A 13,820-nucleotide genomic window follows, 5' to 3' on the forward strand; every position below is an offset into this window, starting at 1 on the left:
CCCCCCCCCCCCCCCCCCCCCCCCCCCCCCCCCCCCCCCCCCCCCCCCCCCCCCCCCCCCCCCCCCCCCCCCCCCCCCCCCCCCCCCCCCCCCCCCCGGGCTGCCGCCCGAAGCGGTCAGCACGCGGGGCCCGGAGGGCTCGACGACGATCCCGCCGTAGACCTCCCGGTCGAGCACGGCGGCCCGCAGTGCGGCGGCGTCGGGATAGGTCCGCGGGGCGAAGGCGTCGGGGTCCTGCCGCACCAGTCCGGTCGTGACCGCCGCGACCGCCGGCGGCGGCCCGGCCGCGCCGACCGGCACCGCGTGCGGGGCCGACTTGGCGGCGGGCAGGGCCAGGGCGGTGAAGAGGGTGGCCACCACGACCGGCAGGGCGATCAGGGCCACGAGCACCGCGGTCAGAGTGCGCGGCGGGTGGCCGGTGGGACGGTGGGACGCGCTGGTACGGATCTTCGACATCTCGGACATGACGACTCCTCAGCGACCGACTGCAGCACCGCAGTTCCCCAACCGTAGATATCCTCAGATGAGGAAGTCAACGTTCGAGGAGGAGACGTGACCGACGAACTCGCCAGGCGGCCCAGCGGTCGGCGGCGCGGCGACAGCGGCACCCGCGCCGCGATCCTGCAGGCGGCCCGCGAGCAGTTCGCCATCCACGGCTACCGCGGCGCGACGATGCGGACCATCGCCGCGGCCGCCGGGGTCGACCCCGCGCTGATCCGGCACTTCCACGGCAGCAAGGACGAGTTGTTCGCCGCCACCGTCGACTTCCCCTCCGCCGCCCTGGACCGGGTGCTGGCCGCCCTGGCCGGTGACCACGACGGGCTCGGGGAGCGTGTCGCGCGCGTCTACCTCGGCCTGTGGGAGGACCCGGAGACGTCGGCGCCACTGCTGGCGGTGTTCCGCTCGGCGGTCGGCAGCGAGCGGGCGGCGGGGTTGCTGCGCGAGTTCCTGCGCGGCCGGGTCCTGAGCCGGGTCGCACCGAACCTGGGCGTGGAGTCCTCCGAGCTGCGCACCACGCTGGCCGTCTCCCACCTGCTCGGTACGGCCGTCGCGCGCTACGTGCTGCGGGTGCCGCCGCTGGCGGACCTGGAGACCGAGGAACTGGTCGCCGTCCTGGCCCCGGCCATCCAGCGCTACCTCACCGGGCCCCTGCCCACGGGCGGGGATCAGGCGTAGGCCGTGCCGCCGGAGATCCCGAAGAACTCCTCCAGCGTGGCCACACCCCGACCGGCCATCTGCCCGAGCAGGTCGGTCCCCACCCAGCGCCAGTGCCAGGGTTCGGGGTCGTACCCGGTGATGCCGGTCAGCCCGTCGGGGTAGCGCAGCAGGAACCCGAACCGCCCGGCGTTCGCCTGCAGCCACGCCGACTCCGGCGTCTGGCCGAAGCAGTTCTCCAGCAGGCAGCCCGGTCGGCTGCTGCCGCCGAAGTCGACGGCCAGGCCGGTCTGGTGCTCGCTGAAGCCCGGCCGGGCCGACAGGCTCTCGGCGCTCTCCAGGCCGTTGCGGGCCACCGCGCTGTCGTGCACCGACCGCTGCCGGTCGTAGGAGCGGTACCCGCTGGTGACGCTCAACGCCACGCCGTCGGCCGCGGCGGCGTCCAGCAGCGCCTGCAGGTCGCCGGCGATGACGGCCGCGACCTCCCGGCCGCCCACCACGGCCAGCGCCGGGGCGTAGTCGATGGGGTTCAGCGGGTGCTGCTTGTTGACGACGACCCACGGGCTGGCGGCCTCGGTCGTGGAGAACACCGGCGCCTGGGGCGAGGCGGCGGAAGTGGGAGCCGGAGTGGGAGCCGGAGCCGCGGCCGCCGCCGGGAGGGAGTCCTGCGCCGCCGGGTCGACGACCGCCCCGGTGCCACCCGTTCCCAGCTGGGTCACCAGGACGCCGCCGCTCACCCCGGCCGCGACGAGGCCGACGAGCAGGGCCCGCCGCGCCACGACGCTGTCGCGGCTGAACCGGCGGGTGCCGTCGGGCAGGACCTCGGGGGCGAACGGGGATCGCCGCCTCCGGTCCGTGTCGGTCATGCCGGTGATTCTTCCAGCGCGGCGCGCGGGGCCCGCGCGCCGCGCCGGAAGATCACTCACGCGGTGATGCTGTGTTCACCCGCCGTCAGTTCCCGCTCCGCCCCGTCCGGCAGCCGCAGCACCGCGGTGGTGCCCTCGGGAACGGTGACGTCGACGCTGAAGCCGGTCGGCTCGTCGCGCCAGTGCACGGCCAGCCGGCCGTGCGGGGTCTGCAGCGCCCCCCGCGCCCAGCTCAGCCCACCGCCGGGCTGCGGGGCGATCAGCGACCGGGCGTAGCCGGGTTCCAGCGGGGAGATGCCGGCGACGACGCGGTGCAGCCAGTCGGCGACCGCACCGAGGGCGTAGTGGTTGAAGCTGGTCATCTGGCCGGGGTTGATGGTGCCGTCGGGCAGCATCGAGTCCCAGCGTTCCCAGATGGTGGTCGCCCCCATCGTCACCGGGTACAGCCACGACGGGCAGCCCTCCTCCAGCAGCAGCCGGTACGCCTCCTCCAGGTGGCCGGTCGACGTGAGCGCGTCGGTGACGTACGGGGTGCCGGCGAACCCGGTGGAGACCCGGTAGCCGGCCTTGGCCACGAGCTCGGCCAGCCGGTCGCCGGCGCGCCGGCGCAGTTCGCCCTCGAGCAGGCCGAACTCGATCGCCAGGGCGTAGACGGTGGCGCAGTCGGACTGGACCCTGCCGTCCTCCTCGACGTAGTGCTCACCGAAGGCCTGCCGCAGCCGGTGGGCCAGGGCGTCGAACTCCTCCGCGTCCTGCGTGTGACCCAGCACGCGGGCGATGTCGGTCAGGGTGCGCGCGCTGCGGTAGGCCGCAGCGGTGGAGACGACGCCCTTGTCGGCCTTGGCCGCGGCCGGGTCGTCCGGCGGGGCGTCCGGGTCCAGCCAGTCGGCGAACTGGAACCCGGTGTCCCACAGACCCGTCGGCGACAGGAGCGAGGCAACGCGGCGCACGTGCGCGGCGGCGGCGGGGTAGGACTCGGCCAGGGCGTCGCGGTCGCCGTAGGCCTGCCACAACGTCCAGGGCAGCCAGACCGCGACGTCGGACCAGAAGCAGGTCGTGTCCGGGGTTCCCCGGAACGCCTTCGGCGGGGAGAACTTCAGCACGTCCGGGACGACGTACGGGGTGATCCCCTGGTTGTGGGCCTGCTCGGCGTCCAGGTCGCGCAGCCAGTCGCGCAGGAACGCCGACACGTCGAACAGGTAAGCCGCACTGGGCCCGAAGACCGCGAGGTCACCGGTCCACCCCAGCCGCTCGTCGCGTTGCGGGCAGTCGGTCGGGACGTCCAGGAAGTTGCCCTTGGTCCCCCACACGACGTTGCGGTGCAGCTGGTTGACCAGTTCGTGGGAGCACTCGAACTCCCCGGTGCGGGTCAGCTGGGAGTGCACGACGACGGCCTCGAGGTCGTCGGTGGTGAGCTCGCCGGGCCAGCCGTCGACCTCGGCGTACCGGAACCCGTGGAAGGTGAACGTGGGTTCGAAGGTGTCCTGCTCGCCCGACAGCACGAACCGGTCGGTGGCCTCGGCGGTGCGCAGCGGCCGGGTCCCGAGTTCCCCGTGCTCGAGGACCTCCGCGTGCCTGACGGTGATCGTCGTTCCGGCCTCGCCGGTCACGGTGAACCGCAGCCAGCCGACGAGGTTCTGCCCGAAGTCGACCAGCGTCCTGCCGCTGGGCGAGGTCGTGACGGCGACGGGTCGCACGACCTCCTGCCGGCGGACGGGCGGGCCGACGAGCTCGGTGAGCCGGCCGGTGTCGAACTCCAGGGCGTGCACGCCGCTCCAGCCCTCGGCGGGGCCGTCGACCGCGGCCCAACGCGGCTCGCGCAGCCGGGCGTCGATCGTCTGGCCGTCGTAGATCTCGTCCGCCAGCACCGCCGACGGCCGGGCCTGCCAGTCAGGTCCGGTGGCGACGACCTGTTCGTGGCCGTCGGCGAACCGCACCTCGAGCTGGGCGAACGCGCCGATCTCCTTCGAGTACAGCCCGGAGTGCCCGCTCCAGGCGAGCCGGCCGACGGCCCACCCCTTGCCCGTCGCCAGTCCGAGCACGTGCTCGCCCGGGGTGAGTCGCGCCGTGACGTCGTGGCTGACGTAGCGCAGCCGCCACTCGTAGCTGCTCCAGCCCGGGGTCAGGACGTCCTCCCCCACCGGGCTCCCGTCGAGGTGAGGTTCCACCACCCCGAGGGCGGTCAGGTGCAGGACGGCCGAGACCACCTCCCCGTGGCCGTCGTCGAGGGTGAACCGGGTGCGCAGCAGGGGCGCCTGCTGCACCTCGTCGGCGGCGATCATCGCTGCGTGCCAGCGTGGGGACATCGAGTGGTTCCTCCAGGTTCGGTTTCAGCCCTTGACGGCGCCGGACGTCATGCCGGCGACGATCTGGCGGTTGAAGAACAGGTACATGACCAGCGGTGGGACGGTGATGAGCAGGATGTCCATGAACAGCAGGTTGTAGGACGTCAGGTCCTGGCTCTGGAAGTTGAACAGCGTCAGCTGGACCGTGGCCCCGGCGTCACCGGGCAGGAAGTACAGCGGTGTCTGGAAGTCGTTGAAGACGTTGACCGACTGCACCAGGACGACCGTGACCAGCACGGGGCGCAGCAGCGGCAGGACCACCTGGAAGAACAGGCGCAGCGGGCCGGCTCCGTCGAGGACGGCCGCCTCGTCGAGTTCTCGCGGGATGCCGGAGATGAAGGCGCGGAACAGCAGGATGGTGAAGGACAGGCCGAACGCGACCTCGACGAGGATGAGCCCGGGCATCGTGGCGAACAACCCGAGCCGCTGCAGCACCCAGATCGTCGGGACGACGGCCGGCGGCATGATCAGCCCACTGAGCACCAGGAAGTTGATCAGCCCGTTCCAGCGCGTCGCCCGGCGCTGCAGGACGAAGGCGACCATGGCGCCCAGCACCACCAGCAGCGTCACGCTGGTGACGGTGAGCACCGTGGAGTTGATGAAGGCGATGACGAGGATGTAGTCGCGGGCCTGCACCACCTCCACGAGGTTCTGCCAGAGCCGGAACTCCTCCGGCAGGGCGAACCGCAGTTCCGAGGCCTGCTGGGCGTCCATGAGGGCGACGAGCAGGATGAAGACGAACGGCACGACGAAGACGACGACGCTGACGACGATGGCCAGGCCGCCGACGCCGTAGCGGTAGAGGGCGGCGCGGGCACCACCGACGCGACCACCACGGGCCACCGGGGCATCGGTTCCCCGCGCGTCGGTCCCGTCCACCGGGGCGACCGTGGAACTCACAACTCCACCTCCCGGCGGGCCAGGAACCGCGTCAGCGGCAGGACGATGGCCGTCACGGCGATGAACAGGATGACGTTGCCCGCGGTCGACAACCCGTAGAAACCGGCCTGGTACTGCTTGTAGATGACCGAGGCGATGACGTCGGAGGTGAACCCCGGGCCGCCGCGAGTCATCGTCCAGATGAGGTCGAAGGACCGCAACCCGCCGATGAGGGACAGGGTGACGACCGTCGAGGTGGCCGGCCACGACAGCGGGAAGATGACGTTCCGGAACAGCGTCCACGACCCGGCGCCGTCGACCCGGGCGGCCTCGTGGTACTCGCGCGGGATGGAGACGATGCCGGCCATGTAGATGAGCGTGGCCAGCCCGACGCCCTTCCAGACGTCGACGAGCGCGACCGACAGCAGGGCGATCGAGGGGTCGACGAGCCACCCCGGCCCGTCGATCCCGAACACGGCCAGCGCGGAGTTGATCGCGCCCCGGGTCGGGTCCATGAGCACCTGGAAGGTGATGCCGACGCCGACGGTCGAGACCAGGACGGGGAAGAACACGACGGCGCGCAGGTAACCGCGGCCCACGATCTGCGAGGTCAGCAGCATGCCCAGGGCCAGGCCGAGCACGACCTTGGCGCCGGAGGTGATGACCGCGTAGACGAAGGTGTTGACGAAACCCCGCGTCAGCGCCGGCTCGCTGAAGAACTGGACGAAGTTGTCGAGTCCGATGAACTGGGAGTCGAAGACCGTCCAGCGGGTGAGGGCGAAGTAGAACGAGGCGAACGTCGGCACGAGGAACAGGACCCCGTAGACGATCGCGGCAGGCAGGTAGAACCACCCGGGGTAGGGACTGCGCCGCCGCCGCGTCGCCGGGACGCCGGGACGCGCGCGGGGTGGTGCGACTGTCGTGGCCACGCGGGTCACCTCCTGTGGTGGACCCGTTCCGGTCGCGGGGACCGGAGCGGGTGCGGGTGTACCGGGCGGGACATCGGTGTTCCGCGCCGGCCGGGTCTCACCAACCTTCGAGGCCGAGCTGCTGAGCCTGCTTCTCGACGTCCTGGTCGTACAGGGCGGCACCGTCGGCGGCCGAGCGGATGCCCGACCCGATCTCCACCGTGATCTGCTCCAGGCTGGGCCCCTTCACCGGCGAGAGGAACTCCAGCGCCGGGGACTGCGCATCCTGGTCGAAGTAAGCCTGCACGTCCGTGGTCACCGGGGGCACGTCCTCGGGCAGTTCGCAGCCCTCGGCGAGGAAGGGCCCGGTCGGCGAGACCTCGGCCACCAGTGCGGCGCATCCTTCGGGGGTGGTGAGGAAGTCCTGCAGCTGACGTGCCGCCTCGAGCTTGTCGCCCTCGGTGGTCTTGGGGATGTACAGGCCGTCGGGGTACCAGGCCGTGAGCCCGTTGGTGGCGGGGTCGTCGCCGGGCAGGGCGAAGAAACCGACGTCCTCGACGGCCTCGGGCGCGACGACCTGCAGCGTGCTGATGTTGCCGCTGAGCATGGGGTACATGGCCCCCCGGCCGTCCGCCAGCAGGCGCATGCCGTCCTCGAGACCCGCCGAGGCGAAGTCGGCGTTCAGCAGTTGCTTGTCGTGCACCTCCTGCAGGTGCTCGAAACCCCGGATGGCGACCGGGTCACCGGCGTACTTGGCTCGGTTGGCGGTGTAGTCCTCGGCCCAGTTCGGCTCGGCGGCGCTGACGTTGTGGAAGTCGCCGAGCACGAACAGCTGCGAGGTCCAGGTGTCCTGGTACGTCTGGATGACGGGCGCGATGCCGGCCGCCTTGATCTGCTCCGCGACGGCGATGAACTCCGCCCAGGTCCGGGGAACCTGCACGCCGACCTGCTCGAAGACCCGGCGGTTGTACATGACGCCACCGCCGAAGGCGTTGCCGTAGGGCACGCCGTAGACGTCCTCGCCCACCGACACCTGCGGCACGAAGGCGTCGTCGACCTTGCCGGCGGTGTCGTCCTCCACCGGGGTGAGGTTGTTGGCCGGGGCGATCTGCTGGAACAGCGAGCCCGAGTTGTAGTTGAAGATGTCGGCCATGCTGCCGGTCTGCAGGCGGGTCTTGACGAGGTTGTCGCCCTCACCACCGCCGGGCCGGCCCTCGATGTTCACGGTGATGTCCGGGTGCTGCTCGTTGAAGGCCTCGACGACGGCCTGGGCGCGGAGCTGGTCGTCCTGGTCGCTGCCGGTCAACCAGGTGATCGTCGTACCTCCCTCGCCGCCCTCGCCGCCGTCGTCGGAGGAGCCGAGGCTGCCGGCGCTGCAGGCCGTCAGGGGGGCCAGGGTGAGGGCCACCGCGAGAGCGAGGGCGCGTCGCAAGGGACTCGTGGAACGGATGGTGCGTGTCACTGATCGTCTCCTCTTCGAGACCACGGACCGGCGGCCGTGCCGGTGCTTCACCGCCTGACACGATTCAACGCGGTAGCCCGAGTTTGGGGAGGTCCAGGCGGATGAGTCAAGGTCCCCGCGACTTCTTTTCCGACGGACGTTCCTGCAGAACAGCCGGGACAACGCTTACCGACGACGGATGAGGTCGGTCGGAGCAGGACGACCCGCCGCGGCGACTTCGGCGCGGGCAGCTTGTGAAACGTGTCAAAGACGGTCTACGGTGGTTCCACCCCCCGACGGAGTGGAGTGACCTGGAGTGAGGCGACCATGACGATCCCCGAACACACCCGCGCACGAGCTCTCGCCGCGCTGCGCGAGCAGACCATCGAACTACCTTCCTGGGCGTTCGGGAACTCCGGCACCCGGTTCAAGGTGTTCGGCACCCCCGGTACCCCGCGCGACCCGTTCGAGAAGATCAGCGACGCCGCGCAGGTGCACCAGTACACCGGCATCGCCCCCCGCGTCTCCCTGCACATCCCCTGGGACCTCGTCGACGACTACGGCAAGCTCGCCGCCCACGCCGCCGACTCCGGCGTGGCGATCGGCATGATCAACTCGAACCTGTTCCAGGACGACGACTACAAGTTCGGCTCCCTGACCCACCCGGACGCGAAGGTGCGCGCCAAGGCGATCGCCCACCACGCCGAGTGCGTGGAGGTCATGCGCGCCACGGGCTCGAAGGAGCTGAAGCTGTGGCTGCCCGACGGCATCAACTACCCCGGCCAGGACGACCTGCGCGACCGTCAGGAACGCCTGGCCGAGTCGCTGCAGCAGATCTACGCCCTGCTGGACGACGACCACCGGCTGGTGCTGGAGTACAAGTTCTTCGAGCCGGCCTTCTACGCCACCGACATCCCCGACTGGGGCACCTCGCTGCTGCACTGCCTGGCCCTGGGCGAGCGGGCCAAGGTGGTGCTGGACACCGGTCACCACGCCCCGGGCACCAACATCGAGTTCATCGTGGTGCAGTTGCTGCGGGCTGGGAGGCTGGGGGCGTTCGACTTCAACTCCCGCTTCTACGCCGACGACGACCTGATGGCCGGGGCGGCCGACCCGTTCCAGCTGTTCCGGATCATGTACGAGATCGTCCGCGCCGACGCCCTGAAGCCCTCGAGCGGGGTGAACTTCATGCTGGACCAGTGCCACAACGTCGAGGAGAAGATCCCCGGCCAGATCCGCTCGGTCACCAACGTCCAGGCCGCCACCGCCAAGGCCCTGCTGGTCGACCGCGAGGCGCTGACTGCCGCGCAGCACGCCGGGGACGTCCTGGGCGCCAACGACGTGTTCATGGACGCCTACCACACCGACGTGCGGCCGTTGCTGGCCGAGCTGCGCGAGTCGATGGGCCTGGCCCCGGACCCGATGGCCGCGTTCAAGGCCTCCGGGTACCTGCAGCAGGTCGCCACCGACCGCGTCGGTGGCCAGCAGGCGGGATGGGGAGCATGAGCACGGTCAGCAGCACCGTCACGGAACTCCTCCAGCGGTCCAACCGGCTGGGCGCGGATCCGCGGTTCACCAACTACGCCGGCGGCAACACCTCCGCCAAGGGCACGGCGACCGACCCGGTCACGGGTGCCGACGTGGAACTGCTGTGGGTCAAGGGTTCCGGCGGGGACCTGGGCACGCTGACCGAGCAGGGCCTGGCCGTCCTGCGGCTGGACCGCGTCCAGGCGCTGAGGGACGTCTACCCCGGGGTGGAGCGCGAGGACGAGATGGTCGCCGCGTTCGACTACTGCCTGCACGGCAAGGGCGGCGCGGCGCCCTCGATCGACACCGCCATGCACGCCCTGGTCGATGCCGCGCACGTGGACCACCTCCACCCCGACGCCGGCATCGCGATCGCCTGCGCCGCCGACGGCCCGGACCTGACCGCCAAGGTCTTCGGCGACAAGGTCGTCTGGGTCCCCTGGCGCCGCCCCGGCTTCCAGCTCGGCCTGGACATCGCCGCGATCAAGGAGGCGAACCCGCAAGCGATCGGCACGATCCTGGGCGGGCACGGCATCACCGCCTGGGGCGACACCTCGGCCGAGGCCGAGGCCAACTCGCGGTGGATCATCGAGACCGCCCAGGCATACCTGACGGCCAACTCGGTGGCCGAGCCGTTCGGCCCGGTCCTGCACGGCTACGAGCCGCTGCCGCAGGACGAGCGGCGGGCCCGGGCCGCGGCGCTGGCCCCGGTGATCCGTGGGATCGCTTCGCACGACGCACCGCAGGTCGGGCACTTCACCGACGCGGAGGTGGTGCTGGACTTCCTGTCCCGCGAGCAGCACCCCCGGCTGGCGGCGCTCGGAACCTCCTGCCCGGACCACTTCCTGCGCACCAAGGTCAAACCCCTGGTGCTGGACCTGCCGGCCACCGCCGACCTGGATGCGGCGATCACCCGGCTGCGTGAGCTGCACGAGCAGTACCGGGTGGACTACCAGGCCTACTACGACCGGCACGCCACCCCCGACTCCCCCGCCATCCGCGGCGCCGACCCGCTCATCGTCCTGGTGCCGGGAGTCGGGATGTTCTCCTACGGCAAGGACGCCCAGACCGCCCGGGTGGCCGGGGAGTTCTACGTCAACGCGATCAACGTGATGCGCGGCGCCGAAGGCGTCTCCACCTACGCCCCGATCGAGGAGGCGGAGAAGTTCCGCATCGAGTACTGGGCCCTGGAGGAGGCCAAGCTCCAGCGCATGCCGAAGCCCAGGCCGCTGGCCACCCGCATCGCGCTGGTCACCGGCGCCGCCTCCGGCATCGGCAAGGCCATCGCCACCCGGCTGGCCGCCGAGGGCGCCTGCGTCGTCGTCGCCGACCTGGACCTGACCAAGGCCCGACAAGCGGCCAAGGAGCTGGGCTCGAGCGACGTCGCGATCGGCGTGGCCGCCGACGTGTCGAACCCCGACGCGGTCAAGGCCGCGATCGACGAGGCCGTGCTGGCCTTCGGCGGTCTGGACCTCATCGTCAACAACGCCGGCCTGTCGATCTCCAAACCGCTGCTGGAGACCACCGAGAAGGACTGGGACCTGCAGCACGACGTCATGGCCAAGGGTTCCTTCCTGGTCTCCCAGGCCGCCGCGCGGGTGCTCATCAGTCAGGGGCTGGGCGGGGACATCGTCTACATCGCCTCGAAGAACTCGGTGTTCGCCGGGCCGAACAACATCGCCTACTCCGCGGTCAAGGCCGACCAGGCCCACCAGGTCCGGTTGCTGGCCGCCGAGCTGGGCGAGCACGGCATCAAGGTCAACGGCGTCAACCCCGACGGGGTGGTGCGCGGGTCGGGGATCTTCGCCGGCGGCTGGGGCGCCCAGCGCGCGGCGACCTACGGCATCCCCGAGGAGGAACTCGGGAAGTTCTACGCCCAGCGGACCCTGCTCAAGCGCGAGGTCCTGCCCGAGCACGTCGCGAACGCGGTGTTCGTCCTGACCGGGGGCGAGTTGTCGCATACCACCGGTCTGCACGTCCCCGTCGACGCCGGCGTCGCCGCCGCCTTCCTGCGATAGGAGTTCCGTCGATGTCCGTCCACATCGCCGTGGACCTGGGGGCCTCCAGCGGCCGTGTCATGGTCGGCACGGCCGCGGCGGGGACGCTGGAACTCGCCGAGGTCCACCGCTTCCCCAACGGCCCCGTGCCCGTCGCCGGGTCCCTGTTCACCGACGCCGTCGGGTTGTGGCAGCAGATCCGCACCGGGCTGCGCGCGGTGGCCCGCCGTTCCCCCGACGCCGCGACGGTGGCGGTCGACACCTGGGCCGTCGACTACGGTCTGCTGGCCGCCGACGGCACGCTGCTGGGAACTCCCCGGCACTACCGCGACGCACGCACCGACGGCGTCGCCGACCGCGTCCTCGCCCGGGTCCCGGGTTCGCAGCTGTACCGGCGCAACGGCTTGCAGCACCTGCCGTTCACGACGGTCTACCAGCTGATCGCCGAGGCCGGGGGCCCGCTGCTCGACGTCGCCGAGCGGCTGCTCCTGCTGCCGGACCTCATCGGCTACTGGCTCAGCGGCGTCCAGGGCGCCGAGGCGACCAACGCCTCGACCACCGGGTTGGCCGACGTGCGGACCGGGCGCTGGGCCGACGACCTCGTCACCCTGGCCGGGATCCGCGCCTCGCTGCTGCCCCCGGTCCACGACCCCGGCGCGGTGCTCGGCGGGCTGCGCGCGGACGTGCTGGCCGACACCGGCCTGTCGCCGGCGACCACCCTGGTCGCGGTCGGCTCGCACGACACCGCCTCGGCCGTCGTCGGCGTTCCCGCCGCCGACGAGCAGTTCGCCTACATCGCGTGCGGCACGTGGGGGCTGGTCGGCGTCGAACTCGAGCACCCGGTGCTGTCCGGGGAGTCGTTCGCCGCGAACTTCACCAACGAACGCGGTGTCGACGGCCGCATCCGCTACCTGCGCAACGTCATGGGGCTGTGGGTGCTGCAGCAGTGCGTGGCCGAGTGGGAACGCGAGGGGCGTGCCGACCTCGGTGAGCTCCTGGCCGCCGCGGCCGACGTCCCCGCCGGTGGCCCGGTCGTCGACATCGACGCCCCGGTGTTCCTGGCGCCCGGGCCGATGGTCGACCGGGTCCGCGCCGCGGTGACCGACCGTCGGCCACCGGCGGGACGGGCCGAGGTCGTGCGCTGCGTGCTCGACAGCCTGGCCGACGCGTTCGCCCGCACCGTGCGCGACGCCGTCCGGCTGTCCGGCCACGACGTCCGCGCCGTCCACCTCGTCGGTGGCGGTGCCCGCAACGGGTTGCTGTGCCAGCTCACCGCGAACGCGTGCGGACTGCCCGTGGTGGCCGGTCCCGTCGAGGCGACCGCCCTCGGCAACGTCCTCGTCCAGGCCCGGGCGGCCGGTGATCTGCAGGGGTCGCTGGAGACGCTGCGCGCCCTCGTCCGGCAGACTGCCGAGCTCCCCGTGTTCACCCCCCGAAACACCCCCGCAGGAGTGTCGTGAAGCGTCAGGTCCCCGATCCCCGTGAGCTGCTGGACCTCATCCAGTTCAAGAAGCCCGAACTCAACGCCAGGAACCGCCGCCTGCAGTCGGCCCTGACCATCGAGGACCTGCGCCGCATCGCCAAGCGCCGCACCCCCAAAGCCGCCTTCGACTACACCGAGGGCGCCGCCGAAGGGGAGATCTCCCTGGCCCGGGCCCGGCAGGCCTTCACCGACGTGGAGTTCCACCCCTCGATCCTGCACGACGTCTCCGAGGTCGACACCTCCACCACCGTCTTCGGCGGCCCCTCCGCGATGCCCTTCGGCATCGCCCCCACCGGCTTCACCCGCCTCATGCAGTCCGAGGGCGAGGTCGCCGGAGCCGGCGCCGCCGGGGCGGCCGGCATCCCCTTCACCCTGTCGACCCTGGGCACCACCACCATCGAGGGCGTCAAGGCGGCCAACCCCACCGGCCGCAACTGGTTCCAGCTGTACGTCATGCGCAAGCGGGAGATCAGCTACGGGCTGGTCGAGCGCGCCGCCGCCGCCGGCTTCGACACCCTCATGTTCACCGTCGACACCCCCATCGCCGGGGCCCGGCTGCGCGACAAGCGCAACGGCTTCTCCATCCCACCGCAGCTGACCGCCTCCACCATCCTGGACGCCATCCCCCGGCCCTGGTGGTGGTTCGACTTCCTCACCACGCAGAAGTTGGAGTTCGCCTCCCTGACCGAGACCGGCGGCACCGTGGGTGAGCTGCTGGACTACGCGATGGACCCCTCCATCGACTACGACGACCTGGCCACCATCCGCGCCATGTGGCCGGGCAAGCTGGTCGTCAAGGGCGTCCAGAACGTCCCCGACGCCAAGAGGCTCACCGACCTGGGCGTGGACGGCATCGTCCTGTCCAACCACGGCGGCCGGCAGCTGGACCGCGCCCCCATCCCCTTCCACCTGCTGCCCGCCGTCGTCAAGGAGGTCGGCCACCACACCGAGGTCGCCCTGGACACCGGCATCATGAACGGCGCCGACGTCGTGGCCTCGATCGCGCTGGGCGCCAAGTTCACCCTCGTGGGGCGGGCCTACCTGTACGGGCTGATGGCCGGCGGCCGCCAGGGCGTGGACCGCGCCATCGCGATCCTGTCCGAGCAGGTCAGCCGCACCATGCGGCTGCTGGAGGTGGGCAGCGTCGCCGAACTGACCCCTGCCCACGTCACCCAGCTGCAACGCCTGGTCCCGCGGGCGGTCCCCCACCCCTGAGCCG

At 71.6% G+C, this 13,820-nt stretch carries 11 protein-coding genes; 6 read left to right on the forward strand and 5 right to left on the reverse strand.

Annotated features, from left to right (window positions below; genetic code table 11):
* Window positions 1-253: 253 nt before the first annotated feature.
* Both ACRYR2_RS10820 and ACRYR2_RS10825 read left to right on the forward strand, forming a co-directional pair.
* A complete protein-coding gene (locus ACRYR2_RS10820) occupies window positions 254-556 on the forward strand; it encodes a hypothetical protein (RefSeq protein ID WP_432562873.1) in 303 nt (100 codons plus the stop codon).
* A complete protein-coding gene (locus ACRYR2_RS10825; protein ID WP_432562874.1) occupies window positions 553-1,176 on the forward strand; it encodes a TetR/AcrR family transcriptional regulator in 624 nt (207 codons plus the stop codon). Before ACRYR2_RS10820 ends, ACRYR2_RS10825 begins: the two co-directional genes overlap by 4 nt.
* Here the strand turns inward: ACRYR2_RS10825 and ACRYR2_RS10830 are convergent.
* The 5 genes from ACRYR2_RS10830 to ACRYR2_RS10850 all read right to left on the reverse strand — a co-directional run bounded on the left by ACRYR2_RS10830 (window position 1,167) and on the right by ACRYR2_RS10850 (window position 7,561).
* Window positions 1,167-2,021 carry a M15 family metallopeptidase gene (locus ACRYR2_RS10830; protein ID WP_432562875.1) on the reverse strand — a complete coding sequence of 285 codons (855 nt, stop codon included), beginning with the start codon at window positions 2,019-2,021 and terminating at the stop codon, window positions 1,167-1,169. The genes ACRYR2_RS10825 and ACRYR2_RS10830 overlap by 10 nt on opposite strands.
* A gap of 56 nt (window positions 2,022-2,077) precedes the next feature.
* Window positions 2,078-4,327, reverse strand: a complete 2,250-nt coding sequence (locus tag ACRYR2_RS10835; protein ID WP_432562876.1) for a family 78 glycoside hydrolase catalytic domain — start codon at window positions 4,325-4,327, stop codon at window positions 2,078-2,080.
* 24 nt (window positions 4,328-4,351) lie between these two features.
* Window positions 4,352-5,146 (reverse strand): carbohydrate ABC transporter permease, encoded by a 795-nt coding sequence (locus tag ACRYR2_RS10840; RefSeq protein WP_432562990.1) that lies wholly within the window; start codon window positions 5,144-5,146, stop codon window positions 4,352-4,354.
* 116 nt (window positions 5,147-5,262) lie between these two features.
* Window positions 5,263-6,183: a carbohydrate ABC transporter permease gene (locus ACRYR2_RS10845; protein ID WP_432562877.1), complete on the reverse strand. Its 921-nt coding sequence runs from the start codon at window positions 6,181-6,183 to the stop codon at window positions 5,263-5,265.
* Window positions 6,184-6,271: 88 nt separating this feature from the next.
* Window positions 6,272-7,561: an ABC transporter substrate-binding protein gene (locus ACRYR2_RS10850; RefSeq protein ID WP_432562878.1), complete on the reverse strand. Its 1,290-nt coding sequence runs from the start codon at window positions 7,559-7,561 to the stop codon at window positions 6,272-6,274.
* 360 nt (window positions 7,562-7,921) lie between these two features.
* On the opposite strand from ACRYR2_RS10850, the gene rhaI reads away from it, so the two are divergent.
* From rhaI to ACRYR2_RS10870, 4 genes are read left to right on the forward strand one after another with little or no spacing between them, the layout of a single operon-like run.
* The gene (gene rhaI, locus ACRYR2_RS10855) at window positions 7,922-9,100 is read left to right on the forward strand and encodes an L-rhamnose isomerase (RefSeq protein WP_432562879.1); all 1,179 of its coding nucleotides are present in this window, start codon (window positions 7,922-7,924) and stop codon (window positions 9,098-9,100) included.
* Window positions 9,088-11,139, forward strand: a complete 2,052-nt coding sequence (locus tag ACRYR2_RS10860; protein ID WP_432562880.1) for a bifunctional aldolase/short-chain dehydrogenase — start codon at window positions 9,088-9,090, stop codon at window positions 11,137-11,139. The genes rhaI and ACRYR2_RS10860 overlap by 13 nt, the downstream gene beginning before the upstream one ends.
* 11 nt (window positions 11,140-11,150) lie before the next feature.
* Window positions 11,151-12,578: a rhamnulokinase gene (locus ACRYR2_RS10865; RefSeq protein WP_432562881.1), complete on the forward strand. Its 1,428-nt coding sequence runs from the start codon at window positions 11,151-11,153 to the stop codon at window positions 12,576-12,578.
* Complete coding sequence (locus tag ACRYR2_RS10870; protein ID WP_432562882.1) at window positions 12,575-13,816, forward strand: alpha-hydroxy acid oxidase; 1,242 nt, start codon at window positions 12,575-12,577, stop codon at window positions 13,814-13,816. Before ACRYR2_RS10865 ends, ACRYR2_RS10870 begins: the two co-directional genes overlap by 4 nt.
* Window positions 13,817-13,820 lie beyond the last annotated feature (4 nt).

This window comes from Kineococcus deserti, from assembly GCF_050871945.1.
GTDB lineage: Bacteria > Actinomycetota > Actinomycetes > Actinomycetales > Kineococcaceae > Kineococcus.

Excerpts from the sequence above, each read along its gene's own strand:
- ACRYR2_RS10830 (WP_432562875.1), bottom strand. The coding sequence starts at position 2,021 with ATGACCGACACGGACCGGAGGCGGCGATCCCCGTTCGCCCCCGAGGTC.
- ACRYR2_RS10835 (WP_432562876.1), bottom strand. The coding sequence starts at position 4,327 with ATGTCCCCACGCTGGCACGCAGCGATGATCGCCGCCGACGAGGTGCAG.
- rhaI (WP_432562879.1), top strand. The coding sequence starts at position 7,922 with ATGACGATCCCCGAACACACCCGCGCACGAGCTCTCGCCGCGCTGCGC.
- ACRYR2_RS10860 (WP_432562880.1), top strand. The coding sequence starts at position 9,088 with ATGGGGAGCATGAGCACGGTCAGCAGCACCGTCACGGAACTCCTCCAG.
- ACRYR2_RS10865 (WP_432562881.1), top strand. The coding sequence starts at position 11,151 with ATGTCCGTCCACATCGCCGTGGACCTGGGGGCCTCCAGCGGCCGTGTC.